Source organism: Nostoc sp. T09 (assembly GCF_002154695.1).
Classification (GTDB): domain Bacteria; phylum Cyanobacteriota; class Cyanobacteriia; order Cyanobacteriales; family Nostocaceae; genus Aulosira.
In genome coordinates this window covers 38,310-63,466 of sequence record NZ_MTAV01000003.1, presented here as the reverse complement: position 1 = coordinate 63,466, position 25,157 = coordinate 38,310, and the positions used below count along the sequence as shown (strand labels likewise).

Genomic DNA, 25,157 nt, shown 5'->3' with positions numbered 1-25,157 from the left:
TTTACTTATTAACATACGCATAGCAAATATTCGTTTTTTAATTATATGTGTGCTTAATATTTAAGTACAAAACATCTAAATGCTTGAAAATTTGTATGTGTAGATGTTTAAACATTCAATAAATGTCCAGATGTTTAGATATGTAGTAGAATCTTGGGATTATTTGCTTGTAAATCTAAAATGATTATTACTGTGGCGGCGTTTAAGGGGGGTGTTGGCAAATCAACTACAGCGCTACACCTTGCTACATATCTTCAGAACATAGCTGATACACTGCTAGTGGACGGCGACCTCAATCGCAGTGCTTTGGATTGGTCTAACCGAGGTTGTTTGCCATTCAAAGTTGCTGATGAAAAGCAGGGGATACTTCTAGCAAAACTTTATGAGCATATTGTGATTGATACGCCAGCCCGGCCAGATATCAATGAACTAAAAACTATTGCTCAGGGATGCGATTTACTAGTAATACCTACCACTCCTGACGCGATCGCTTTAGCTGCGACAATGCAAATGCTTGAAGCACTTAAGCAATTTAAGACGAATTATCGGATTTTGCTGACTCTCATTCCACCAAATCCCAATAAAGCGGGAGAAGATGCTAGAGCAGCTTTGTTAAAAGCAGGGTTACCTGTATTTAAATCTGGAATTCGACGCTTGGCCGTATTCCAAAGAGCAGCTTTAGAAGGAGTACCAGTCAATGCTGTCAAAGATTCTTATGCCCAAATTGCATGGCGCTGTTACGCTGAGGCTGGAAAAGAAATATTAGAAAATTCAAAATGACTAAATAATCATATATGAACTCAATCTTTCGTTAAAAATTAATAATTTTGTAGTAGGGTGGGCATTGCCCACCAATTAAATCTGTCTGTTATCTAGCTGCTAATTGTCTACTAATTCATATGGAGAAGTTTAGTTTGAATAATAAGAAAAAAACTAGCCGTTTTGATGACCTAATTGATGCTGCGCGCAGTCGTCAACAACGAGACAACCTACAGCCAACTGAAGCTCAACCTAATTCCCTCAGCAAAAGTACCGATCCAGAATATATCCGCACAACTATTTATCTGCCTAAGCAACTGCATCGAAAACTTAAAGCGACAGCCGCTTCTCAGGAGCGACAAATGAGCGACATCATGACAGAATTGGTTGAGCAATGGCTTTTGTCTAATAATCAGGCTAAAGATGGAAATAGTTAGCTTGGTCATTGATTATTTAAGGCAAATAAAGATAATTGACTAAAGCACAATTTCCTGACCTTTCTCGGTAAAACGCACATCTTTAATTTTCCATTGAGCATTACTTGTCAATGTTTTACGGAGACTACCAAACAGGGCAAACTGTTCACAACTAGAAAGAGAAGCTAATTGCCGTTTAGAGTTAGGAGCTACTCGCAAATCAACGGTAGCAACGCCATTTTTAACGTTAACTCGATAACTAGATAAGTTAAAGTCGCCTGAATCTCTTTGCTCTAAAATTTTACTCACTGCACCGTTTACAGGCTCATCTGCCGATACTGGAACTTTTTGGGCAATCAGTTGTTGACATTGGGCATCACTTGTGTATAGGGTGACATTAGTAGTTTTGCCAGCGTCAACTTGAGAAGTTGTAGCAGGTGCACTTGCTGTAGGAGATTTTTTGGGTGAGGATGACTTTGTGGCAGGTGTAGTTTCTCTAGGGGATGCTTGAGGCAAGGGTGTCTCAACAGCGTCTGATTTAGCCCTCAGTTGAGCCATACTAGGGCTTTGGCTGGGGGATGGGGATGATGCGCTGTTAGATGTTGTCGTTGGCGTTGGTGCGTCGCTAATAGTATCCTGACGAGAGGTGGGGTTAGAACTACAGCTGCTGATAGTAGTAGCGATCGCCACAACAATAAATGGTAAGAGATATCTTCTAGTTATGTTCATCATGTTACTCATAGCTTTGGACTTGTTGGGTTGTTCTATTAATTACACTGTTTTTTGTAACTATTCCGTATAAAGTTGTCAATTTTGAGTCAGTCTATCCAGCCTCAACTACGGACTTTGCAAAGCTTTACTTTCTGGCTGTGATTGGCTATCTTCAAACCCATCACAGCACTTCACTCTATGCCATTGAATTTAGAAATAGCCAAAAAAGCTTATGTCTAGCAATGAATCCAGTAACTACGACCTCCGTAATGCTGAATGGGATGGTGTTGGAATTGACCAATGGGAGCCATCCAAATGGAAACAATGGAAAGCCAAATCTTCCGCATCAGACGAAGGTGTGAAGATAGAGCGCGAATATCTTAGGATAAAACACGCTATTGCACAAGCTAACTCGGCATTAAGTTTGGAAAGAGTGAAGGTAAAACTTAAGCTAACTAGTGCGAAAACTATTGGTTTACAAGGGACTTTTCCCTGTAAACCTGGTGATGTAGGAAAAAATGGTAGTCCAAGTAAGCAGTATACCATTTCGTTTGGGTTTGCTGCTAATGATGTAGGTGTGAAAACAGCAGTAGTAAAAGCACGAGAATTAGATTTGTTATTGATGACAAAACAATTCCGGTGGACACCAGAGTTACTAGGAAAACAAGCTCAAAAAGTATTTTTTCCAGAGCAGGAAAATTCTACCAAACTCATCAGTGAATGGATTGAAGATTATCAGCGGGAGTTTTGGAAAACTCATGAGAAGAATAGGCAAGGCATACGTACTTGGGAAACTCATTATCTGAGACATTTGAAAAAACTACCTCAACATCTACCAATGTCTTTATATGCTATAGAAAAAGCATTAGAAAGAACTAAACCTAATACATCTGGGCGGTTTTTCTTAGTATGGCAACTGAAAAAGTTTTGCGAATTTTGCGGTATTAATGGCTTAAAAACAATTGATGCTTATGCCACTCCTAAACCATATCCAACAATTCGCAAAGTCCCCTCAGATGAAGAAATTATCCAAGGCTTTACTAAAATTGGCCTGCCTTTATCAGTATATGCTAGTAAAGATAATCTGACACAACCTAAACAATGGCAATGGGCATATGGGATGTTAGCCACTTATGGCTTAAGGCCTCATGAATTATTTGCTGTAGATATAGAAGCCTTTACTAATCCCCAAAATACTTTTCATGTAGTAAATTTAAATCCTAGTTTGACCGATGGAACTAAAACTGGTGAACGCAGTTGTGGGATTCCGCCATTACATCCCCATTGGGTGGAACTGTTTGATTTAAAAAATGTGAAATTCCCTTACAACGAGGGGAAACTAAGTAATAAAACGGCAAAAGTTTATATCAGATTTAGAGTTACGAATCTAGGTTTTAGACCTTATGAATTACGTCATGCTTATGCCATACGTGGGCATCGACTGCAAGTTCCCATTAAAACGATGGCCGATTACATGGGACATACAGTGCAAGAGCATACCAAGACATATCAAAGATGGATGAACGAAGATGCAAATTTAGCAATTTATCGAGAAGTTGTAATTCACAGACAAGGTACAACCAAGGAAGCATTGAAGGCCAGAATTAGTGAATTAGAAGCTGAAACTCAGGCTTTAAAGGCTGAAAATGCAACACTTAAAGGGTTATTGATTCAGCATCAGTTGGGTGAATTATTTGAAATCAAAAATATTGAACCACAAAGACACGAAGACACAAAGAAGATTCTTTAGCCATAATGGTTGTTTGCTGAATTGAGTAGGGAACAATAAGTGCTGTAGTTGCCTTTATTTCCCTAGCTAGCAAGTAACAAAACTATGACTTGCAATCTCATCTCTGTAGATAAAAATACTTACGAATCTCTTCAACAAGAGCTGATAGAACTACGTCAGATAGTGGAGTCTAATCGCTGCTTAAATAGCCTACAGCAGATGCGCTTGTTTATAGAATACACCCCAGCTGCGATCGCTGTATTTGACCGTCAGATGTGCTACCTCTCAGCTAGTCGGCGCTGGCGGGAAGATTACAGCTTGGGTGATGAGGACATTATTGGCCGCTCTCATTATGAAATATTCCCTGAGATTCCTCAGTATTGGCGGGAAATTTACCAACGTTGTTTAGCAGGTGCCATTGAGAAATCCGCAGAAGATGCCTTTCCTCGTGCTAACGGGACAACCGAATGGGTAAAGTGGGAGATTCATCCTTGGTACAAAGATTCTGGTGCAATTGGTGGCATCATCATCTTTACTGAAGTGATTACTAATCGCAAACAGACAGAAATAGCCTTAACAAAGAGCGAAAAGCTTTTAAGAGATATTGCCGCTAATGTACCTGGTGCAATTTTTCAGTTCACCAACCGTAATGGTGTTTGGAGAGTCGACTATATCAGCGACTTTATTTGGGAACTGGCAGGGATTACAGCAGCAGATATGATACAGGACTTCAATAGCTTTTTTGCTCGCGTACACCCAGAGGATATTGAAAACTATGTTGCTTCAGTAGTAGAGGTAATAGAAAATTCCATTCCTTGGCACTACGAAGGACGGTTGATTAAGCCCGACGGAGAAATTGTTTGGTGGCAAGGAGACTCAACTCCTATACGAAACGACCAAGGAGAGATTATCTTCTGTGGCGTACTATTGGACATCACTAACCGCAAGCAGGTAGAAGCAGAACTCAAACAACTCAATGAAGAATTAGAAGCCAGAGTTGAAGAACGTACAGTAGCTTTGCGTTGTAGCGAAGCCAGGTTGCAACGATTAGCAGATAATGTACCAGGGATGCTTTATGAATTTCGGCTAACACCTGATGGTAGAATGTCTTTTCCTTATGCTTCTTCGCGATGTCGAGACATCTTAGGAGTAGAGCCAGAACAAATAAAAGAAGATGCGTCGTTAGTATTTGCTCATATTCACCCTGAAGATGCTCCTCTGATTCAAGAAAAAACTGTTCAATCTGCCCAAACTCTGCAAAACTTTGAAAATGAGTGGCGGATGATAACTCCGTCCGGTCAGCAGAAATGGATTAAAGCCTTCTCTCGACCAGAACGCCAGCCAGAAGGAGAAATTCTCTGGTATGGTTGCTTATTTGATATTAGCGATGTCTACGACGGGCTACGCCAACGCCAACAAATACAGCAACAACTACAAGAGCAGGCACAGTTTTTGCAAAGCATCTGGGAAGGTGTGGACTATGGCATCTTTGTTTTGGATGTTTTAGATGATGGCGGAGAGTTTCGTTACATTAAATTCAATCCAGCCATGCTCAGAAATAGTCTAATTCCCCTTGAACCTTTCTTAGGAAAAACAATGGCAGAGGCCCTACCTGCTGAGATGGCACATTACTATCGCCAACACTACCGTGAATGCATCAATTTGGGCAAGACTATATTCTATGAGGAGTTTTTCTATGCTCATGAACAGGAAACTTGGTGGCTATTAAATATCACACCTCTTTTAGATAGCACCTCACGAATTTCTCAGTTGGTGGTAACAGCGACTGACATCACAGAACGCAAGCAAGCTGAACAAGAACGACAAAGATTTGTTTCTTTGATTGAGAACAGCAGTGACTTCATTGGTTTTGCCAGCTTAGAAGGAAAACCAATTTTTATTAATGAAGCTGGACTCAAGCTTATTGGTGTTGATAATTTAGAAGCAGTAGAAGACTTCAGGATTATTGATTGTATCTTGCCAGAAGACAGAGAATATATGGGGCGATGCATTCTACCTGCTGTTATGGAATGTGGTTTATGGCAGGGGGAATATCGTTTCCGACACTTTCAAACTGAAGAAGCAATCCCAGTTGACTTCAGTATGTTCTTGGTTAAGAATTCTGAGACTGGCGATCCTTTATGTTTGGCAACTATTACTCGTGATATCAGCGAACGCAAACAAGCAGCAGATAAATTGCAAGAAAAAGAGGAATTCTTACGCAGTATTTACGATGGTGTCGATCAACTAATATTTGTGATTAACGTTCTAGAAAATGGTGAGCTTTGGTTTGCTGGCTGGAATTCACTTACAGAAAAAGCAACAGGATTTAGTAATGCACAGGTTATAGGTAAAACTCCAGAGGATGTGTTTGGTACTGTTGAAGGTGCAGGAATACATCAACGATATCAAAGCTGTATAGATAAAGGTGTTGCTATCACATACGAAGAGTGTCTAACCTTTTACGGTCAAGAAAGTTGGTGGTTTACCACAATCAATCCTTTAAAAAATAGCGAAGGTCGAATTTATCGACTTGTGGGAACAACGTTTAATATTACTGAGCGTAAACAAGCAGAAGAAGCACTCCAAGCCAGCCAACACTTCATTCAACGCATTGCCGATTCTTCTCCTAATATTCTCTACATTTTCGATTTAGAAGAACAACGCAATGTTTACGCAAATAAAGAAATTGCTACTCTTCTCGGTTACTCTAATGTAGAAATTTACCAGATGGGAGAAAATCTGATTCCTACCATTATGCATCCAGATGATTTGGACAGAATCAGGCATCACCATGAGAAATTTCTTACCGCTAAAGATGGTGATATTGTTGAGCTTGAATTTCGAGTCAGACGAGCCAACGGTGAATGGTGCTGGCTCTACAGTCGGGAAACGCCATTCAACCGTACTGATGAAGGAAATCTCAAGCAAATTTTGGGTGTATCAACTGACATCACAGAACGCAAACAAGCAGAAATTAAATTACAACAACAAGCACAAAATTTGGAAGATATGTTGCGCGAACTACAACGCACCCAAACCCAACTTATCCACAGTGAGAAAATGTCCTCAATAGGTAATATGGTTGCAGGTGTCGCCCATGAAATTAACAATCCAGTTAATTTTATTCATGGTAATCTGATTCCTGCCAGCGAATACACCAAAGACTTGTTGCGACTGGTGGAACTCTATCAACAACACTATCCCGAGCCTCCAGAAGAAATTCAAGCAGAAATTGCAGATATTGACCTTGATTTTCTCAAGGAAGACCTAGTAAAACTTCTCCAGTCTATGCGGGTAGGGACTCAGCGCATTCGTGAAATCGTTCTATCGCTCCGCAATTTCTCCCGCTTGGATGAAGCTGAATTTAAACAGGTAGATATCCATGAAGGACTTGATAGCACTTTGATGATTCTACACAACCGTCTAAAAGCCAAACCAGATCATCCAGAAATTTTGGTAATTAAACAATATGCTAAAATTCCCCTGATTGATTGCTACCCCGGTCAATTAAATCAGGTGTTTATGAATATTATAAGTAATGCTATCGATGCTTTAGAAGAGTCATTAGTAAATAACTTTGAGCAAATGACAAATCCACAGATTCGCATTTGTACAGAAGTTATCAATAGGAATCGCGTAGCTATCCGAATTTCAGATAACGGTAAGGGAATCCCTCCAGCAATCCGATCTAAATTATTTGACCCTTTCTTTACTACCAAAGATGTGGGTAAAGGAACTGGATTAGGTTTATCGATTAGTTACCAAATTGTAGTAGATAAACATAGTGGTAAATTATCTTGTAATTCAGTACCAGGACAAGGAGCAGAATTTGTAATTGAGATTCCCGTTACTCAGCCAAAAGTTCAACAGTAAAGAATTCAAAATTTAAAACAGTTAATTTAAATAGTAGGGCCTTTTATCGCTCTTGAGTATGGCATAACACATACTACTGGCTGTATGATGAAATTGGTGAGAGTTAGGTGAACTGTAGAAGCGAGGCAAGTTATGTTACTTAAACTCAACCAACTAATTGTACCTGCCGGTCATCAATTATTGATTAAAAATATATCCTGGTCAGGATACAAAAATATTTTGGCAGAATTGGGCGAAAATCGCACTTCTCGGATATCTTACAGTCGAGGAATTTTGGAAATAATGGCTCCATTACCAGAGCATGAGGTAGCTAAGGTTATTATTGGGGACTTTGTAAAGGCGCTACTAGAAGAACTCGATATTGAATTTTGGAGTTTGGGTTCTACTACTTTTGACCAAGAAAAAATGGATGCTGGGGTAGAACCTGATGATTGTTTTTATATTCAAAACGAAGCTGCTGTTCGTGGAAAAGACAGAATTGATTTAACAATTGACCCACCTCCAGATTTAGCAATTGAAATTGATATTACCTCTCGCACTCGGTTTAATAACTATGAAGTTTTGGGTGTGCCTGAATTATGGCGCTGGAATGGCACTAGATTAGAAATTAATGTGCTGATTAATGGTAAATATGTAGCATCTACTAGTTCTATTTTTCCGAATTTACCTATTGCTCAAGTTATTCCTGAATACTTAATGCGGAGTAAAACTGAGGGGAGAAATGCAGCGATGAGGGCGTTTCGGGTTTGGGTAAGAGAGCAAATATGAGTTGGGTTTCATTGTCGTTCAACCCAACATCCGCATGGGTGTAGTAGTAGAGAATGTTGGGTTTCGTTCCTCAACCTAACCTACGCCTGACTTTTGGGAGCACTCACGCAACCACACACACCAACCGAAAACCAACATGGAAGCTACTAACCCATATTCCGCATGAGTAATTGTACTCAAAATTTTGCCCTCCGCAGGTTGTTTTATTAAAACATGAATTTTGGTAAAACGGTTAAAACCTATTTATGGCAACAATTTCACGCTTTTTATCATCTATGGGTGGTGAGCGAATTTTTTAGTCTCAAACAGGCTCAATTTATTGAGAATAGTGTCAATAACCTGAATTTTGACACTTACCAGAGTTGCGATCGCAGAGTGCAGAATAGAGGTTTAATGCCTGAAAACCATCTCAGAGTGGGTTTAGAGAAAATACCAAGATTTTCAAACTAACCTGCGGAATGTGGGTACTAACCTTATGCGGAAACCGATCGCGATAAGCACAACGACAGTACCTTGGATTGTAGTTCCAAGAGCCACCGCGTAGCACCCGCTCAACACTATTATTCCCACTCAGCCATGCACTGCCGTCTTTGGGCGCTCCCTCGTAATTTTTATGATATCTATCTAGACACCATTCCCATACATTTCCATGCATATCGTATAAGCCGAAAGAGTTAGGCGGAAATTTTCCGACATTTGTTGGTGCTACACGATATTGACCTTTTGGACCCTGACCGTAATTGCCTGAGTACAATGTACCTTGATAATTCCAGTCTGTTCCTCGATAATTCGCTAACTCTGTCGTTATTGTTTCGCCAAAATAGAACGGTGTAGTCGTTTCAGATCGACAAGCATATTCCCATTCGGCTTCGCTAGGTAATCGATAGGTGCGTCCTGTGTTTTGGCTTAACTTTTGACAAAATTCTACTACATCATCCCAACTAACTTGTTCTACGGGTCTTGTTTCTCCTTTGAAACTAGAAGGATTACTACCCATAATTGCTTGATACTGCGCCTGAGTGACTTCATATTTACCCATGAAGAATGGAGGTACTTGTACTTGATGCTGCGGACCTTCAGGGTTACCTCTGTGTGCTTCACTTGTTGGCGAACCCATCATAAAGCTTCCTCCTGGTATTTGCACCATTTCTAAGATGACACCATTCCCCAAGTCTTCTACAAAGTATTTAGTGCCGATCGCGTTCCCGTTTCGGGTTGCCGAAGGCATCGCCCAATTTTTCACCATCTTATTTTGGTTCTTGCCGTTTGAAGGTCAGCTTAATTGCTCCTTTACCGCTAGCTTTAGCACCACTGCCAATTAACTTTACTTCCCCTTCACCGCTAATTTCTACCGAGAGTTCAATTTCTTCTAGCTGCATCCCGGAGTTAACTTTAGCTTGCTGTTCTGCACGATTAAATAAGCGTCCCACTACTTGCAGAAAGTGAGACATTTCTTGCTCTAATTTTTGTGCACTAACTTTAACTGCATCTCCGGCTCCTTTGCTTCTGGTAATTTCTCTTGTTTCCTCTCCCCAGTCACCTCCTCTAGTAATGCCGCCTCTAGTACCGTCAGGAATGGATATTTGAGGAGTTTCATCGGTCACAATCCAAATGCTATCCGAAGGTGTTTCCGACATGATGAATTAAGTGTTTATCTAAGATTTTCTAAAACTACCATATATATATACAACGGTATCAATGGTGATTTCGATAAAATTTTTCTCACGCGGAGGTCCAGAGAGGAATTAGTTAATATAGTCATGAGTAAAATTCCAAAACCTTTGCGTTACTCTGCGCTACCTCCGTGCCCCTCTGCGTTTAAAAATTCTAAAAATTAATATCAAGCTATAATAAGCGATCGCCTAAATTTCACTTTATTCACATCTTCATAGAGAATAGTTAAAGTCTGATTTTCTGAAATCTTATAGCGGCTGGAAGTCAGGGCTATACAATCAAAATCCGCGCTGGCAGGTTGCCACACTTTGGCAGTTATAAACCATACTTAGACACAAAAGTCAATAGCAAAGTGAGGTAAATGGGTCAAAAAAGGGTAGTAAAAAGTAAGAAAAAAGTAAGAAACGGATTTTTTACGAAACGCTAGAAACTATATATACAGAGGAAAATAGATGGTGCGACCGCGCAAGCTGTTTGCTCAGCATTGGCTCAAAAGTGAAAAGGCTCTGGACGCAATTGTGAAGGCGGCGGAGTGTAAAGAGGGCGATCGCGTTCTGGAGATTGGCCCCGGAACAGGTATTCTGACCCGTCGTTTATTACCATTGGTCCAATCTTTGGTGGCTGTGGAAATCGACCGCGATTTGTGTGATTTATTAGCAAAGCAACTGGGTAAAAGAGAAAATTTTCTCCTCATGCAAGGAGATTTTTTGACTCTAGATTTAGCAGGTAATTTAGGAGCATTTCCTAATTTTCAAAATCAAAATAAAGTAGTTGCTAATATCCCCTATAACATCACAGGACCGATAATCGAAAAACTCCTTGGTACTATTGCTAATCCCAATCCCCAACCGTTCGATTCAATAGTGTTATTAGTGCAGAAAGAAGTAGCAGAAAGGTTGTATGCTAAACCAGGTTCCAAAACTTTTGGAGCATTGAGCATAAGGGTGCAATATCTAGCAGAATGTGAGTTAATTTGTACAGTGCCAGCAAGTGCATTTCATCCACCACCAAAAGTAGATTCAGCAGTGGTTAGGTTGCGTCCTCGACAAATAGAAACACCAGCAATTAACCCGCGAAAATTAGAGAATTTACTCAAGTTGGGGTTCGGAGCTAAACGGAAAATGTTACGAAATAATTTACAACCAGTAGTAGAACGCGATCGCCTGACCCACTTACTGGAACAATTAGAGATAAATCCCCAGGTACGCGCTGAAGACCTCAGCGTCTCCCAATGGGTAACTCTAGCCAATCAGTTACTTGTAACCGATGATTTAGACGATTTTGGAGAACAATCCAAAATCCGTCTTGAAAAGTTTGCTACGGAGGGAAACCCTCCTTAGAACTTTTCGCAAAATCCAAAATCCAAAATTCTTATGCGTTCCTACAGCTTAATTGCCCCTGCTAAAATCAACTTGTATCTGGAAATCATTGGCGATCGCCCAGATGGATTTCATGAGTTAGCCATGATACTGCAAAGTATCGAACTCGCAGACCAGATTAGTGTGCGTTCTTTAAGTACAGACAATATTCGCGTCCACAGCAACCACCCACAAGTACCTACAGACAAAAGTAATCTGGCATATTGTGCAGCCGAACTTATGGTGAAGGAATTTCCCGATACCTTTGCCAAGTATGGTGGTGTAGAAATTACCATCGACAAACATATTCCTGTAGCAGCTGGGTTGGCTGGAGGTTCGACAAACGCCGCAGCAGTGTTGGTGGGGATAGATTTACTGTGGAATCTGGGACTAACTCAGACAGAACTAGAAGAATTAGGAGCTATCCTAGGTTCAGACGTACCCTTTTGTATCGCAGGTGGAACAGCGATCGCTACAGGTAGAGGCGAGCAACTTTCTCCCCTACCGAATTTAGACAACATATATATAGTATTGGCAAAATATCGGAGCTTGGAAGTTTCCACTGCTTGGGCGTACAAAACTTATCGGCAGCAGTTTGGTAATACTTATATTCAAGATACCGCTAGTTTGGTAGCCCGTGCTAATGCAGTTCATTCCGGGCCAATAGTCAAAGCGATCGCCAATAAAGATGCAGCAGACATCGCTCAAAAATTGCATAATGATTTAGAGCGCGTAGTCTTGCCAGAATATCCGCAAGTTCTGCAACTGCGAGAATTGTTTGCGTCACAGGCAGGCGTTTTAGGAACAATGATGTCCGGTTCCGGCCCAACAGTTTTTGCTCTTGTTGAATCGCAACAGCAAGCCGAAGCAGTGAAGCAACAAATAAGAGCCGCCATTCTTGACGAAGATCTAGAATTGTTTGTGACAAGAACAGCTACACATGGAATTAAAATCGCATCGTCAGTTTAGGATGGTCAATCCAAAATCCGTCTTAAAAAGTTTGCTACGGAGGGAAACCCTCCTTACAACTTTTCGCAAAATCCAAAATCTAAAATTGTTATGACTGATCCAAATTCGCTTCCCCAACCAGATGCTCAAGCACAGGTACAAACCAGTCCGTTACGCTGTGTAACTGGAGCGATCATTTCGGGAGGATTAGGATACGCACTATATTCGTTGATGATTGCGATCGCCACAAGTTTTGCGAACAAACCCATCCATTCAGATAATCAATTAGTGGTCAGACTAACCTCCGCCGTTCGTACATTGGTAGTCGGCTTAGTCGCCTTGGGTTCTGGAATATTTGCTCTAGTCGCTGTTGGTCTATTGGCTTTGGCTGTGCAAATATTAGTGCAAAAGTTGAAAAAAAGTCCAGAGTTATAAAGTCCAGAGTCTAGAGTCAGAAACTTTTAGATGAGGTAAGTCATCACCTTTGACTGTTGACTTATTTTTTCTGCGGTTGATTTTGCATCAATTTCCTCACATCCTCAACAGGTAATCCTAACTCTTGGCTAATAGCTGCTTCCAGTTGACTTAAATCTGTAACTAAAATTTTAAATTCTAATTCCTTAACCACTGGGGAATCTGTCTTAACTTTAACTCTGGAAATACCTAAACGCTTGTTGATTTCTGCTTGGATTAAAAGTATGGTTCTGTTAGGCTGCTTTGCCGATTGAGCATCAACCTTTATGTATCTCATGGTTTGGTAAGAGCGAGTTAACACCCCATCCATGACAAACCCGCATCCTAGCCAAAAGGCTAATCCCAACAAAGGTAAGGGTAACCAAAACTCTAATCCCAGAGAACGCAATATCTGAAACCATCGGGATTGGAGCATAAATTTATTAGTATCAATTTCTTGTAGACCCAAAAGTTTTTCCTCGAAGTGGGATGCTTCCGGAAACATTGCCTCAGCTTGTGAAGTATATGTATTATAAAAGTAATACTCTTGGAAAACTACGGTAACGGCATATGTAGTCCCTCGTCTCAATCAAATTCAGTTCAATGACGAATGCTAGCAATCCTGAGATCAAAGCATCTAGGAAACTTGCTTATTCGTTTCAATTCGTCGCGAAATTATTTGATTGCAGTCGCCAAGGTATAAAGTCATGGAACAAATTTATAAATATCCGCGTACCCATCACATAGAGGGTTCGCGATTGCAACCTGGGGATGAAGACCTCGATAGTATTTCCTTTGATGCAATCAAACAACAGTACGTAGTAGTTGAAGAAAAAGTTGATGGTGCAAATGCTGCAATTAGTTTTGCGGCTGATGGTCAAATTCGACTGCAAAGCCGGGGACACTATTTAACAGGTGGAGTGCGAGAAAAGCATTTTAACTTGTTCAAACAGTGGGCGCATACTCACGCTTTAGCATTTTGGCAAGTATTGGGAAGTCGCTATATTCTCTTTGGAGAATGGCTGTACGCCAAGCACACAGTATTTTATGATGCCTTACCCCATTACTTTCTAGAATACGACGTGCTGGATTTAGAAAAGCAGGTATTTCTCAGCACCAAAAGCCGCCAGCAATTACTAACTGGATTGCCTTTAGTTTCTGTACCCGTGCTGTTTTCTGGCAAACTCCAATCTTATAAACAACTGTTGGGATTGCTGGGTAAGTCTCATTATCAAACCCCTGCATATCTGCAACGTTTGGGCGAAATTTGTCAGGAAAAAAGACTCGATGTTGAGCGTTCCCTCAAACAAACTGACCAAAGTTCTTTGATGGAAGGTTTATACATCAAAGTTGAACCAGAAGATACGGTGACTGCGCGTTATAAATACGTGCGTTCGAGCTTTTTAACTACCATCCAACAATCCGATGGACATTGGCTCAACCGTCCGATTATACCTAATCTTCTGGGTGCCGATGCTGATTTGTTTGGGTAGTAGTCATTTGTCATGGGGCAAGAAGGCAATAGGCAATACTCCCCACACTCCCCACCCTCCCTCTACAAAATTTATGAATTCCTCTGTGCAATCTTGGTCTTTTCCTTATTGTCCAAGCGAAACCGATTGGTCGATCAATTGGTCAGCATTGGAAGCAGAATTTGATTGGCTGCGATCGCTTGCTGATTGTCCCCAAGATCCGCGTTACCACGCAGAAGGAAATGTTCTCGTTCATACAAAATTAGTATGTGAGGCATTAGTAGCTTTACCCCAATGGCGAGCATTACCTGCTAAAGAGCGATCGCTTTTGTTTGCGGCGGCTTTACTGCATGATGTCGCCAAACCTGCTGCGACTGAAATAGCAGCAGACGGAGCCATTTCCTCGAAAGGTCACGTACTCCAAGGCGCAAAAATGGCACAGCAGATTCTTTGGGATTTGCAAGTACCATTTAAAGAACGAGAAGCGATCGCATCTTTGGTTAAATACGGCAGTCTACCCCTGTGGTTTTGGGACAAACCCAACCCCGAACGCGCAGTTATCAAAGCCAGCCAAATCATTCGATGCGATATGCTGAGTTTGCTAGCAGAAGCAGATGTCAAAGGACGTTATTGTGATGACCAAGCACAATTAATCGAACGTATCGAATTTTTTCGCGAATTTTGTCAGGAAAATCACTGCTTTCACCAACCGCGAACATTCCCATCGGCGCATAGTCGGTTTGTGTATTTCCAAAAAGAAAATGGCAATCCAGACTATGAAGCTTACAATGACACCCGCTTGCAGGTGGTGATGATGTCAGGATTACCTGGTTCGGGAAAAGATACTTGGATTCAAGAAAATATACCAGACTGGGAAGTAATTTCCCTAGATAAACTGCGGCAGACAATGGGTGTCGAGCCAGAAGATGACCAAGGCGTAGTAGCAAATGCCGCTAAAGCCTTAGCTAAAGAATATATGCGAGATGGAAAATCTTTTGTATGGAATGCAACCAATCTCAGCCGCCAATTGCGGGGAATGCTGGTAAGGCTATTTGCTAGCTATCAAGCCAACATTCGCATAGTTTACTTGGAAACAACTTGGCAAGAACTGCTGCGGAGAAATTGCGAACGCACTGCCAAAGTTTCAGAGAAAGTACTTTCCCGGATGAGGCAGCGCCTAGATGTGCCTGATATTACTGAAGCTCAGGCAGTGGATTGGCTGGTGCATTAAATAAGGCAGAGTCGATACATGGTTTGTAGTTGCGCTTTAGCGCTTTAGCGCAACTACGAGCCAAATCCAAAGATTTTACTTTTCGTTACATAGCTTGGTTTTTTCTCGTGATTCAGGAAGAAAGGAAGATGTCAAAATCAGAAAAGAAAAAAATGGCAACCAGCCGCGAAGTTTACGATCGCATTATCTGGGATGTACGTCTTGATAGCAGCGCTTTTGTTGTCGGTTATCAAGAACGTCTTTCATCTACAGGAATGCGAGAAAAACCTCTGGCACAATGGGTGACAGATGGAGATATTCCTTGGCATCGCATCCGCTATATCCGTTGTGGAGATGTGATTGTTTGGGATCGAGAACAGCATTTGGATTTGATTTCCAGTGGAGAGTTACCTGCTGCGGCGTGGAAAACCCAGACTACAGAGAATGTCGAAGAGAAAGTTGTCACTGTGTTAGATAGCACAGCAATATTCAATCCGCGACTTGTTTATAAATACGATATCCAAGGTTGGCAACCAAATTTACAACCAGCCGCAGCCGTCAATTTAGAAAGTTTGGCGATCGCTAGTTTTAACGTGCTTTGTGACCTCTACGAACAGGATAAAATCGAAACTGAAAAAAGATTACCAGCAATTGTTGAGCATTTACGTCAATGTAACGCCGATATTATCTCCATCCAAGAAGCGACGCCAGATTTAGTAGAGTTGCTTTTATCACAAAGTTGGGTAGGCAATTATTACATATCCGAATCCAGCGTAGCCGAAACAGTGCGACCTTACGGTAATTTATTATTGTCGCGTCTGCCTTTTACACTCGTTGAGCATCAGTTTTCTGGACACAAGCGGGTATTGGTGGGGAGTTGTGAAATTAACGGTCAATTATTGCACATTGCAGCCGTACATTTAACCAGCGATTACGCTCAAAATGCCTTAGAAAAACGCCAGCATCAGCTAGCTACCATAGTTTCATATCTCCAAAAGCTACCAGGAAATAGCTTGATAGCTGGTGACTTCAATACGCGAGGTAACGAACAAGAAGAGATATTAGCGGGTGCTGGGTTTGTTGATATTTGGCAACAACTACATCCCGATGCAGCTGGTTATACATTTGACCCGCAACGCAACCCCTTAGCAGCGTTGATGAGTTTACAGGGAATACCAGCTAGGCTCGATCGCATTTTACTGCGAAGTCAAAACAATGATTGGCAAGCGCAGTCAATTGACTTGTTTGCTTGTGAACCAATAGCAGATACAGAGGGGAAAATTTATCCATCCGATCATTTTGGTCTTCGTGCAGTTCTTTCAGCAAGAAGACAGGGAGAAACACAGACGCAGCGACGCGGAGAGAAGCCTATGTTTCTCACTCCGAGTGATGTGTCTCCTCTATCTACAGTGCGCCCAGTTTATCAAAGTGCTGTAGTTGTGATTCCGCCAGACAATGTTTTACCTGCTATCCAAACCATTCGTCAGCGTTATGATGCCAGAGTTGAGCGTTGGATGGCTCACATTAATTTACTCTACGGCTTTTTACCAGAATCCTATTTTGCTCAAGCCGTGGAAATTATTGCGCCTGCACTTGCTCAACTGCAACCATTTCAAATTACCTTAGCCGACTTCCAAACATTTACACACCGCAAAAGTTCTACAGCCTGGTTGCGCCCTGTCACCCAACCTGAAAACGCATTGCATGAGTTACAGGCGGTACTTCAAAATCTGTTTCCGCAATGTAACGAACAAAGCAGCAAAACAAAAGCAGGTTTTACACCCCACCTCAGCGTCGGACAATTCCCCAGTCCGGAAGCAGCCTTTGCTGAATTACCGCAATGGCATCCAATTAGTTTTACAGTTGACTCTATCGCCTTAATTAGCCGTCGAGGTGATGAGCCTTTTGAGGTGAGACATATTGTGTATTTGGGAGAAAGAGGAGTCACGCATTCTTCCGAATTGGGAGAGTTGGTTAACCAATTGGAACCTGAACTAACTCCAGCACAGCAATTACAGCGTGAAACTGTGTTAGAAGTTGTGACTCAAGCTTGTGCAGAATGTTTGGGTTTTCAACCATCACTACAGTTATTAGGTTCGGCGCGTCTTGGCGTACAAAGTCCCGAAAGCGATTTGGATACTGTGTGTGTGATTCCAACTTATCTATCTGGGGAAGCTTTTCTAGTTAGCGTCCAACAAAGGTTGCAAGGATTGTGTCACAGTCAACTAGTATTAGATGCACGAGTACCAGTACTGCGTTTGCAATTAGAAGGAATATCTCTAGATTTACTTTACGCACGGGCCCAAAACTGGCAATTGGAGATGAAAACTCCACAAAACATTGACCCAGTTAGCTTAAAAGCTATTATCGGTTGTTGGGAAGCAGATGTAATTACAGATGTAGCTGGTAAATATGTATCGCTTGACACTTTCCGACAGCTATTGCGAGCAGTACGCGCATGGGCTAAAGCCAGAGATATTTACAGCAATGCTTGGGGTTTCCTTGGTGGTTTCTCTTGGGCTTTACTCTGTGCATGGAGTTGCATCTTTTACAAAAAATCAAAATCGAGCTTAGAGGAATTACTGGTTAATTTTTTCCAACTTTTACACCAACATAATTGGCAGCAGGCGATCTCTCTTACAGATGCAGGCAGACAATATAAGGTACAATCACCACGAGACTGGCTACCTGTAGTCACATCAATAGAACCATGTCAAAATACTGCTCGTAACGTCACCCTTTCTACCGCACAGATACTCTGTCGTGAATTTGCTAGAGGTGGAACACTAACTAAGCAAATTTTAGCTGGCGAGGAGAAGTGGACATCTTTATTTGAGCCAGTAGGATTACAGCAAGAATCAGAATTTTTCTTAATATTAAGGGTGAGTAATCAAGATAATAATGAGCTAGAAAAATGCTGCGGTATTTTAGAAGGTTATATCATTGGGTTAATTATTCAGCTTGAGCAACTAGATATCTTTGTGCGTCCTTGGACAGGTATTCAGAAAATGGAGAATACTGCTCGTTTAGTTCTGGGCTTGAATCTTCCTCCTAATTTTCATAACAATACCATAGAGCAGGTAGCGAAAGATTTTGTATCACAGTTGAATTTTCAAAATAGTAGTTTTGAGGTGATATCATTTCATGATGAATCTGGCATTAATCAAGCTGGGCGGGTCTTTAATTACTGATAAGGATAAACCTTATACTGCTCGACCCGAAATAATGCAACAACTGGTTGTGGAAGTAACTCAGATTGTAAATCAAAATCCTAATCTAAAATTAATTATTGGCAACGGTGCTGGCTCGTTCGGTCATCAGTCAGCGAAAAAATACAATACCATTGAGGGCTTGAAATCTGATGTCGATAAACTGGGTTTTTGTTTAGTTCACCAAGATGCTTTAGATCTAAATTTTCTGCTAGCGAAGATTTTTCTAGAAACGGGTTTGCCAGTAATTAGCCTACCACCTGTAACTATGGCAGTTACTCAAGATAAAAAGCTAATCAAAATTGACTTTTCAGCTATAGAAAACAGTTTAGAAGCAGGTTTGATTCCCTTAGTATTTGGTGATGTGGTTTTAGATAAAGCAATTGGTGGTACTATCCTCTCTACAGACACTTTATTAGCAGAATTAGCTAAATATTTTCACAAAAAACAAAAGTTTCAAATTCGGCTAATAAATGCTGGGAACTATCCAGGTGTATATGACCAAAAAAGGCAAATAATATCTAATATTACTCAAGCGAACTATTCTCAGATAAAAGCTTTTCTAGGTGAAAGTAAATCTATAGATGTTACTGGTGGTATGTCCAGAAAAGTTGAAGAGTTTATGTCTATCTCCTATTTAGGAATTGATTGCTGGATAATTGATGGAAATATACCAGGCAATTTGGCTAATGCTGTGTTGGGAAATTCGCCTCTAGGCACATTAATTAGAGCATCATGATCAGATAAAAAGTAGCAGTAAAATACTGCTACTTTTGGTGAAAAAATTGGTATTGTGCAGCAGCATGGACATTAGTTAAAAGTGGATTGTGCCATCAGGCATTTTTACCCAACTCAGGTCTACGTTATTCATCTTTACTTGACTCAGCTTTGCCTCAAATAAATCTGCACCACGCAGGATCGCTGAATCCAGATCTAGGTCTGTGAGAATTGCTCGGCGTAGGTATGCACCACTCAAGTTTGCTTTAGATAAGCGTGCCCAACTTAGATCTGCCTCAGTTAAGTTTGCCTGAGTCAGCTCTGCGAACTCCAAGTTTGCCCCACGCATACCAGCCAAAATCAATTTTGCTGCAATTAAATTTGCTTTGTGCAAATTTACTCCAGTTAGATTCGCTCCAGTCAGGTTTACCCTACTCAGGTTTGCTTCACTCAAGTTGGCACCCTCTAGATTTGTGCGGCTTAAGTCTGCCTCTGTGAGGTTTGCCTTAGCCAGTTCAGCAAACTCCAGACTGGCTCCACGCAGATCTGCCGAAATCAGTTTTGTCTCAATCAGAGTTGCCCGACCAAGGTTTGCCTCGGTTAGATATGCATTACTCAGGTTCGCTTTACTCAGCTTTGCTCCCTTTAAGTTTGCCCTACTCAGGTTTGCCCCGCTAAGAATCGCTTCATCCAGGTTTGCCCTACTCAGGTTTGCTTCACTCAAAATTGTTTTGTTAAGAGTTGCTCTCCACAAAACTGCCCCGTTTAGGTCTGCATTGGTTAGGTTAGCCTCATATAAGTCTGCCCCAACTAAGTGCGATCCATGTAGACGTGTTCCATTCAGGTTAGCTTGCTTGAGAACAACCCCATTTAGGTCTGCCCCAACTAGATTTGCCCCACTGAGGTCTACTTCAGACAAGATTGCTTTCTTCAGAATTACCCCACTTAGATCTACTTCTTGCAGGTGTGCTCCTTGTAAATCTGCGGTATGAAAATCTCTTTCTCCTACAGCATAAAGCCTCAGGAGGTCTTCGGCGTTCATATTATTTGCCTCTCAACTTCATCTCCAGGCTTGTAGGCTTTTACCTCAGATCTGGAATTTACCTTGCATATTGCATCGGCTATTTCCTACTCAAAAAAACATCTGCTGTAGTTGTACAACATGAGGATGTGATCGCTCTCCACAACTTTGCTTACTTCAATTTTGTAAGAATTACATGGAAAGTACGCTCGGTTTTTATAATTATTCATACTGGATATGAGTATGTAATAACAATCGTTACCCTAACTTGACAATGTGTAGTCATACTAGGTATGCATACGCTGATTTTGTGTAATATATATCTATCCCTGAAAAGTGACTCTAGGAGCTTAATTTTATGGCTCCGCAACTCAAATCCTACGAGGATGCTCTAGAGTATTGCCATGAACGGGGAATGCGCTTAAGTCAGCAGCGCCAGTTCATCCTGAGACTGCTATGGGATACTGATGAGCATCTAAGTGCAAGCGCGATCTACCATCGCCTGCGTCAACAAAACAAGAAAATTGGTTATACATCGATATATCAAAATTTAAATATTTTGGTGAATACTGGCGTAATTGAGCGCATTGAAAAAGCAGAAGGTTGTCTTTATAGCCATCCCACCTTTTGCCACTCCCATGTGCACTGTTTGGATGATGGACAAGTCATAGATGTGATGGTGACCCTTCCTCAAGAGATTATTGCTGCTGTAGAAGCGCAAGTAGGTCTTGAGGTGAGCGACTATCGGATTGAATTTTTTGCACGTAAGCCCCAACCAAAGATTTAAAAAGGTAAAATTTCCTATTTTCTCTATTCATGCAACAATGCCTCACCAAGCGGATAAAATTTTTCAGCTTTATGAAGTTGCTCTAGAGAGAAATTTTGGTATTACTCGCCCAGTAAAAGACATATAATCTCGATACTTCTCCCCAAATGTATCGAGCATCATCTGCTCAAATAAGATAGCTATGAAACAAGTTAATTGGTTGATTGAAAGACATATTTTTGATAAGGATGAAGAATTTATAGAAGAATTGAAAAGACAAGGATACTTTTGGCAAGAGACAAACTACCTCAGATTTCATCCTAGAGATGCAAACGAATATTTTCCCGAACATGAGTGTGTGTTATTTCGAGGGACTCTAAATTTAGGTCGAAATATTTTGCGAACCTCTTGGATTCCAGGAGCTTATATGGATGAAAAGAATCTGCGTTGTTCTACATACTATACTTATTTTGGTCACTATTTACTGAATAATAAATATTTTATTCTATCGTTAGGTGAACTAATCCGTCGAAGAAAAGAAATTATGGATTATTTTGATTCTGATGGAAATTTATTTATTAGACCTGATAGCAATATGAAATCGTTTCGTGCTGGAGTGTTTAATTTGAATGTGTTAAATACTATGCAATCTTTAGGCAGCGAACTGCAAAGAGATGAGACAACTTTAGTACTAGTCAGTGGTCAGCAACCAATTACTAGAGAATGGAGATTTTTTGTTTACAAAAATCAAGCAATTACTGGTTCACTATATTTAGTAGGGGAGGAAAGAAGAGATGAAATTATCAAAGGAGGCTATTTAGAAGATTACTTGAATAACGTACTAAAAACAGTAAACTGGTATCCAGAATCTCTTTACACTGTAGACATTTGTGAATCAGCAGGTGAGCTTCACATACTAGAACTTGGCTCCTTTAGCTGTAGTGGAGAATATGGATGTGACTTGAGTTTGATTATAGAATTTGGTGCCAAAGCAGCTTTAGAAGATTACGCATCTGTGAATGGTTAACTTGCGATCGCCTACATTTAAACTACTGCTAAGGAGCCAAGCCTGTCCATAACGCGGCGATCGCATTTCGGGAAATAGTCCACCCAACAATACCTTCGGCTCTAACACCTACTGCTGCATCCAGTGCAACCTTGGTTTGTGGTAGGGTTGCCTTGAGGAAATCATGTGTTTCTTGATATGTTTAGGCTACTTAGCGTACTGTACGAAAAACGCTATCAAACAGAATCCAGTTATATAATTAATTTTTTCTTCCTTCTCTCTTCTGTACTAATTCTGCATTTTAGTAGTAGCTCTGCAAGCAGCTTGCGTCTAGGTTAAAAATATTACAATCGACTAGAGAGTAGTTAATACTGATAATGAACAACTCTATTCCCGCCATTATTTTTGACAATATCGAAAAAAGCTTTGGCTCCCTGAAAGTCCTTAAAGGAATCACTGGTGAAATCAACCGAGGAGAAGTGGTTGCAGTGATTGGTTCTTCTGGTTGTGGTAAAAGCACTCTACTTAGATGCTTTAACCGCTTAGAAAGTATTAATTATGGGCGTTTAGTAGTAAACGGTATCGACTTATCCCAACCTGTTATCAACTATAGTTACTTGCGACAACTACGAACACAAGTAGGCATGGTTTTTCAGCAATTCAATCTGTTTCCTCATCTGAGTGTGCTGGAAAATCTGACGCTGGCTCCGCGTAAAGTATTGGGAAAAACACCAAGAGAAAGTGCCCAATTGGCAGGATTGTATCTAGAAAAAGTTGGTCTGTTTGACAAAGCATCTGCTTATCCAGAACAACTTTCTGGCGGACAGAAACAACGGGTAGCGATCGCCCGCAGTTTATGTATGAATCCACAGATTATGCTGTTTGATGAACCCACCAGCGCTTTAGATCCGGAACTGGTTGGCGAAGTTCTACAAGTCATGCAGCAACTAGCGGCAGAGGGTATGACAATGGTAGTAGTCACCCATGAAATGCAATTTGCTCGGGAAGTCGCACATCGGGTGATATTTTTAGATCAAGGTCTTGTGTTAGAACAAGGTGCTGCTCATGAAGTTCTGACACATCCCCAAAGCGATCGCCTGCGAACTTTCCTCAGCCGCCTCAAGGCTGTTTAAAAATTGTCAAAGCTTTGAATCTTTAATTTTTAAAGGTATTCGCGCAAGAATTCAAAAGGATCATCTCCCCAAAATGGTTCAGGTATCATCAACATCAGACTGCTGTTGATATCGGTTTCAATTTCATCGCTATCTTCCCTATCAAAGAGTTCGGTCATAACCTTCCAGTCACGTTCTTCAAGGGAAGTAATCGATGGGGCATATATCTGTAGCTTTCCTGGATAATTCACGCGCTAAATTAGAGTTGACGCCGCAAAAAATTAGTCTAGAAATTGATAAACAATCATATTCTAACTTGGAGATTACACTGTAGCAGAAATAATAGTAATTCTTACATAATTAATAAACACACAGCAAATTGAGCTAGATGAAATTATGGGTATGACCCCTATGAAGGCATCAAAAATATTATTAAATTAGGCAATTTTACTATAGCAATCATATCTAAATTGTGAGAATTAGCTTTTCAACTTAGGCAAAGAGTATGGTAAATCTCTAGGGTGTGTTTTCCAACTAAAACCATAATCCACTAAGTCTAATCACCAAAAATTAGCCCATGAAAGCAGATTATTTATTCACCTTGACAGGGCTACCATCACAAAATACAGGCGATCGCATGTTTTTATTTAGGATATAACAAGTTTGAAAACATACCCGATCCCCCAGCTTCTAGCTTTAACTGTATGCGAGTTCTTTTTCTCCATAACAATTTTCCAGCCCAGTACCGCCACGTAGCTCTAAATCTGGCGCAAGATCCAAACAACCTGGTTGTATTCGCCACTAAAAATCGAGAAGTCACTCTACCTGGTATCCATAAGGCTATTTTTGAACCAAGCCGCGATCCTCACCCTACAACCCATCATTACGTCCGCCCATTAGAAGGTGCAGTTTTGCATGGTCAAGCAGTATATAAGCTGACTGAGCAACTGAAAGCAAGAGGCTTTGTACCCGATGTAATTTGCGGTCATTCTGGTTGGGGACCAACTTTATTTGTTAAGGATGCATTCCCAGATACACCACTAATCTGTTATTTTGAATGGTTTTATCATGCTCATGGCTCAGACGCAGATTTTGACCCCACAGAGCCACTAACTATTGATGATGTAGCACGTATCCGGTTAAAAAACGCACCGATATTACTAGATTTATATACTTGCGATCGCGGTCTATCACCAACGAATTGGCAAAAATCCCAGTTTCCCCCAGAATTTCAAGGTAAGATTTCCGTGCTGCACGATGGAGTTGATACAGAATTTTTTCAACCTAATCCAAAAGCTAAACTTGTATTGCCTAATCTCGACCTCTCTGGTGTGGATGAAATTGTCACCTATGTAGCTAGGGGTATGGAGCCATATCGCGGTTTTCCTCAGTTCATTGAAGCCATTGCTTATGTACAAGAGCGAAGACCAAATTGCCATGTAGTAATTGTTGGCGCAGATAGAGTTTGCTACGGCAAATCCTTACCAGAAGGTAGTACCTACAAAGACCTGATGCTGAAAAAAGTCCCCCTCGATTTATCACGGGTTCACTTCACTGGGACTTTGCCTTATGGAGAATATCTGCAAGTAATTCAAGCATCATCTGTACATGTCTATTTAACCAGACCGTTTGTACTTTCTTGGTCGATGATTGAGGCCATGTCTACAGGATGCTTAGTCTTAGGTTCTGATACTGCACCGGTGAGCGAGATTATTCAAGATGGCGAAAACGGTTTGTTAGTCGATTTCTTCTCGCCGCAGAAGATTGCTGACCGCATTGATGAAGTCTTAGACCATTCAACGCGGATGGAGCAAATTCGCGTAAATGCTCGGAAAACTGTGCTAGAGCGTTACGCCTTAGCTGATTTACTACCTAAACATATTCAACTGATCAAGGATGCGGCGAATAAGACCACTGTGGAAGCCAAATGACCTCCCAGTGCATTGAGAAAA

The 25,157-nt window shown here is 41.0% G+C and carries 22 protein-coding genes and 1 pseudogene; 16 read left to right on the top strand and 7 right to left on the bottom strand.

What is annotated here, in order from left to right; translation table 11 throughout:
* The first annotated feature begins 180 nt into the window (after positions 1–180).
* Positions 181–780 carry a ParA family protein gene (locus tag BV372_RS02330; protein WP_086682654.1) on the top strand — a complete coding sequence of 200 codons (600 nt, stop codon included), beginning with the start codon at positions 181–183 and terminating at the stop codon, positions 778–780.
* A 134-nt stretch (positions 781–914) separates the two neighbouring features.
* Positions 915–1,196, top strand: a complete 282-nt coding sequence (locus BV372_RS02325) for a CopG family transcriptional regulator (protein ID WP_086682758.1) — start codon at positions 915–917, stop codon at positions 1,194–1,196.
* A 39-nt stretch (positions 1,197–1,235) separates the two neighbouring features.
* On the opposite strand, the gene BV372_RS02320 is transcribed toward BV372_RS02325, so the two are convergent.
* Positions 1,236–1,904, bottom strand: a complete 669-nt coding sequence (locus BV372_RS02320; protein ID WP_373270737.1) for a sporulation/spore germination protein — start codon at positions 1,902–1,904, stop codon at positions 1,236–1,238.
* Between the two features lie 214 nt (positions 1,905–2,118).
* Between BV372_RS02320 and BV372_RS02315 the strand changes: the two genes are divergently transcribed.
* The 3 genes from BV372_RS02315 to BV372_RS02305 all read left to right on the top strand — a co-directional run bounded on the left by BV372_RS02315 (position 2,119) and on the right by BV372_RS02305 (position 8,259).
* Positions 2,119–3,636 (top strand): integrase, encoded by a 1,518-nt coding sequence (locus BV372_RS02315; RefSeq protein WP_086682648.1) that lies wholly within the window; start codon positions 2,119–2,121, stop codon positions 3,634–3,636.
* Positions 3,637–3,720: 84 nt separating this feature from the next.
* Positions 3,721–7,491 carry a PAS domain S-box protein gene (locus tag BV372_RS02310; protein WP_086682645.1) on the top strand — a complete coding sequence of 1,257 codons (3,771 nt, stop codon included), beginning with the start codon at positions 3,721–3,723 and terminating at the stop codon, positions 7,489–7,491.
* Positions 7,492–7,623: 132 nt separating this feature from the next.
* Entirely contained in the window at positions 7,624–8,259 is a 636-nt protein-coding gene (locus tag BV372_RS02305; RefSeq protein ID WP_086682642.1) for a Uma2 family endonuclease, read from the top strand.
* A 409-nt stretch (positions 8,260–8,668) separates the two neighbouring features.
* Here the strand turns inward: BV372_RS02305 and BV372_RS02300 are convergent.
* Together BV372_RS02300 and BV372_RS02295 are read right to left on the bottom strand one after the other, a co-directional pair.
* Positions 8,669–9,448: pseudogene (locus BV372_RS02300) on the bottom strand (formylglycine-generating enzyme family protein); the annotation flags it as partial.
* A gap of 58 nt (positions 9,449–9,506) precedes the next feature.
* Entirely contained in the window at positions 9,507–9,896 is a 390-nt protein-coding gene (locus tag BV372_RS02295) for a hypothetical protein (RefSeq protein WP_086682635.1), read from the bottom strand.
* Between the two features lie 489 nt (positions 9,897–10,385).
* On the opposite strand from BV372_RS02295, the gene rsmA reads away from it, so the two are divergent.
* The 3 genes from rsmA to BV372_RS02280 all read left to right on the top strand — a co-directional run bounded on the left by rsmA (position 10,386) and on the right by BV372_RS02280 (position 12,674).
* Complete coding sequence (gene rsmA / locus BV372_RS02290; RefSeq protein WP_086682632.1) at positions 10,386–11,273, top strand: 16S rRNA (adenine(1518)-N(6)/adenine(1519)-N(6))-dimethyltransferase RsmA; 888 nt, start codon at positions 10,386–10,388, stop codon at positions 11,271–11,273.
* Positions 11,274–11,306: 33 nt separating this feature from the next.
* The gene (gene ispE, locus BV372_RS02285; protein ID WP_086682629.1) at positions 11,307–12,260 is read left to right on the top strand and encodes a 4-(cytidine 5'-diphospho)-2-C-methyl-D-erythritol kinase; all 954 of its coding nucleotides are present in this window, start codon (positions 11,307–11,309) and stop codon (positions 12,258–12,260) included.
* A 90-nt stretch (positions 12,261–12,350) separates the two neighbouring features.
* Positions 12,351–12,674, top strand: a complete 324-nt coding sequence (locus BV372_RS02280) for a DUF3082 domain-containing protein (RefSeq protein ID WP_086682626.1) — start codon at positions 12,351–12,353, stop codon at positions 12,672–12,674.
* 61 nt (positions 12,675–12,735) lie between these two features.
* Here BV372_RS02280 and BV372_RS02275 read toward each other — a convergent pair whose 3' ends face one another.
* Positions 12,736–13,281 (bottom strand): hypothetical protein, encoded by a 546-nt coding sequence (locus tag BV372_RS02275; protein WP_256973064.1) that lies wholly within the window; start codon positions 13,279–13,281, stop codon positions 12,736–12,738.
* A 118-nt stretch (positions 13,282–13,399) separates the two neighbouring features.
* Between BV372_RS02275 and BV372_RS02270 the strand changes: the two genes are divergently transcribed.
* The 4 genes from BV372_RS02270 to BV372_RS02255 all read left to right on the top strand — a co-directional run bounded on the left by BV372_RS02270 (position 13,400) and on the right by BV372_RS02255 (position 19,322).
* Positions 13,400–14,185, top strand: coding sequence for an RNA ligase family protein (locus tag BV372_RS02270; RefSeq protein ID WP_086682623.1), 786 nt, complete (start codon positions 13,400–13,402; stop codon positions 14,183–14,185).
* A gap of 73 nt (positions 14,186–14,258) precedes the next feature.
* Positions 14,259–15,395, top strand: a complete 1,137-nt coding sequence (locus BV372_RS02265; RefSeq protein ID WP_086682752.1) for an AAA family ATPase — start codon at positions 14,259–14,261, stop codon at positions 15,393–15,395.
* A 128-nt stretch (positions 15,396–15,523) separates the two neighbouring features.
* Positions 15,524–18,565 carry a poly(A) polymerase gene (locus tag BV372_RS02260; RefSeq protein WP_086682749.1) on the top strand — a complete coding sequence of 1,014 codons (3,042 nt, stop codon included), beginning with the start codon at positions 15,524–15,526 and terminating at the stop codon, positions 18,563–18,565.
* A complete protein-coding gene (locus tag BV372_RS02255; protein ID WP_256973063.1) occupies positions 18,519–19,322 on the top strand; it encodes an isopentenyl phosphate kinase in 804 nt (267 codons plus the stop codon). Before BV372_RS02260 ends, BV372_RS02255 begins: the two co-directional genes overlap by 47 nt.
* A 75-nt stretch (positions 19,323–19,397) precedes the next feature.
* Here the strand turns inward: BV372_RS02255 and BV372_RS02250 are convergent, their stop codons facing one another.
* Positions 19,398–20,342, bottom strand: coding sequence for a pentapeptide repeat-containing protein (locus BV372_RS02250; RefSeq protein WP_086682617.1), 945 nt, complete (start codon positions 20,340–20,342; stop codon positions 19,398–19,400).
* Between the two features lie 337 nt (positions 20,343–20,679).
* Between BV372_RS02250 and BV372_RS02245 the strand changes: the two genes are divergently transcribed.
* Positions 20,680–21,108: a Fur family transcriptional regulator gene (locus BV372_RS02245; protein WP_086682614.1), complete on the top strand. Its 429-nt coding sequence runs from the start codon at positions 20,680–20,682 to the stop codon at positions 21,106–21,108.
* Between the two features lie 181 nt (positions 21,109–21,289).
* Entirely contained in the window at positions 21,290–22,114 is an 825-nt protein-coding gene (locus BV372_RS02240) for an ATP-grasp domain-containing protein (RefSeq protein ID WP_086682610.1), read from the top strand.
* On the opposite strand, the gene BV372_RS35875 is transcribed toward BV372_RS02240, so the two are convergent.
* On the bottom strand, positions 22,085–22,222 hold the full coding sequence (locus BV372_RS35875; RefSeq protein WP_179197945.1) for a hypothetical protein: 138 nt from the start codon (positions 22,220–22,222) through the stop codon (positions 22,085–22,087). The genes BV372_RS02240 and BV372_RS35875 overlap by 30 nt on opposite strands.
* Before the next feature lie 248 nt (positions 22,223–22,470).
* Here BV372_RS35875 and BV372_RS02235 point away from each other — a divergent pair, with 248 nt between their 5' ends.
* Complete coding sequence (locus BV372_RS02235) at positions 22,471–23,226, top strand: amino acid ABC transporter ATP-binding protein (RefSeq protein WP_086682606.1); 756 nt, start codon at positions 22,471–22,473, stop codon at positions 23,224–23,226.
* Between the two features lie 29 nt (positions 23,227–23,255).
* Here BV372_RS02235 and BV372_RS38290 read toward each other — a convergent pair whose 3' ends face one another.
* Positions 23,256–23,384: a hypothetical protein gene (locus BV372_RS38290; RefSeq protein WP_373270736.1), complete on the bottom strand. Its 129-nt coding sequence runs from the start codon at positions 23,382–23,384 to the stop codon at positions 23,256–23,258.
* 525 nt (positions 23,385–23,909) lie between these two features.
* On the opposite strand from BV372_RS38290, the gene BV372_RS02225 reads away from it, so the two are divergent.
* A complete protein-coding gene (locus BV372_RS02225; RefSeq protein ID WP_086682600.1) occupies positions 23,910–25,136 on the top strand; it encodes a glycosyltransferase family 4 protein in 1,227 nt (408 codons plus the stop codon).
* The last annotated feature ends 21 nt before the right edge of the window (positions 25,137–25,157 follow it).

Bases quoted from the DNA above. Each gene is read 5' to 3' on its own strand.
- BV372_RS02330 (WP_086682654.1), top strand. From the start codon at position 181: ATGATTATTACTGTGGCGGCGTTTAAGGGGGGTGTTGGCAAATCAACT.
- BV372_RS02320 (WP_373270737.1), bottom strand. From the start codon at position 1,904: ATGAACATAACTAGAAGATATCTCTTACCATTTATTGTTGTGGCGATC.
- BV372_RS02315 (WP_086682648.1), top strand. From the start codon at position 2,119: ATGTCTAGCAATGAATCCAGTAACTACGACCTCCGTAATGCTGAATGG.
- BV372_RS02310 (WP_086682645.1), top strand. From the start codon at position 3,721: ATGACTTGCAATCTCATCTCTGTAGATAAAAATACTTACGAATCTCTT.
- BV372_RS02305 (WP_086682642.1), top strand. From the start codon at position 7,624: ATGTTACTTAAACTCAACCAACTAATTGTACCTGCCGGTCATCAATTA.
- BV372_RS02295 (WP_086682635.1), bottom strand. From the start codon at position 9,896: ATGTCGGAAACACCTTCGGATAGCATTTGGATTGTGACCGATGAAACT.
- rsmA (WP_086682632.1), top strand. From the start codon at position 10,386: ATGGTGCGACCGCGCAAGCTGTTTGCTCAGCATTGGCTCAAAAGTGAA.
- ispE (WP_086682629.1), top strand. From the start codon at position 11,307: ATGCGTTCCTACAGCTTAATTGCCCCTGCTAAAATCAACTTGTATCTG.
- BV372_RS02280 (WP_086682626.1), top strand. From the start codon at position 12,351: ATGACTGATCCAAATTCGCTTCCCCAACCAGATGCTCAAGCACAGGTA.
- BV372_RS02270 (WP_086682623.1), top strand. From the start codon at position 13,400: ATGGAACAAATTTATAAATATCCGCGTACCCATCACATAGAGGGTTCG.
- BV372_RS02265 (WP_086682752.1), top strand. From the start codon at position 14,259: ATGAATTCCTCTGTGCAATCTTGGTCTTTTCCTTATTGTCCAAGCGAA.
- BV372_RS02260 (WP_086682749.1), top strand. From the start codon at position 15,524: ATGTCAAAATCAGAAAAGAAAAAAATGGCAACCAGCCGCGAAGTTTAC.
- BV372_RS02255 (WP_256973063.1), top strand. From the start codon at position 18,519: ATGATGAATCTGGCATTAATCAAGCTGGGCGGGTCTTTAATTACTGAT.
- BV372_RS02250 (WP_086682617.1), bottom strand. From the start codon at position 20,342: ATGAACGCCGAAGACCTCCTGAGGCTTTATGCTGTAGGAGAAAGAGAT.
- BV372_RS02245 (WP_086682614.1), top strand. From the start codon at position 20,680: ATGGCTCCGCAACTCAAATCCTACGAGGATGCTCTAGAGTATTGCCAT.
- BV372_RS02240 (WP_086682610.1), top strand. From the start codon at position 21,290: ATGAAACAAGTTAATTGGTTGATTGAAAGACATATTTTTGATAAGGAT.
- BV372_RS02235 (WP_086682606.1), top strand. From the start codon at position 22,471: ATGAACAACTCTATTCCCGCCATTATTTTTGACAATATCGAAAAAAGC.
- BV372_RS38290 (WP_373270736.1), bottom strand. From the start codon at position 23,384: ATGACCGAACTCTTTGATAGGGAAGATAGCGATGAAATTGAAACCGAT.
- BV372_RS02225 (WP_086682600.1), top strand. From the start codon at position 23,910: ATGCGAGTTCTTTTTCTCCATAACAATTTTCCAGCCCAGTACCGCCAC.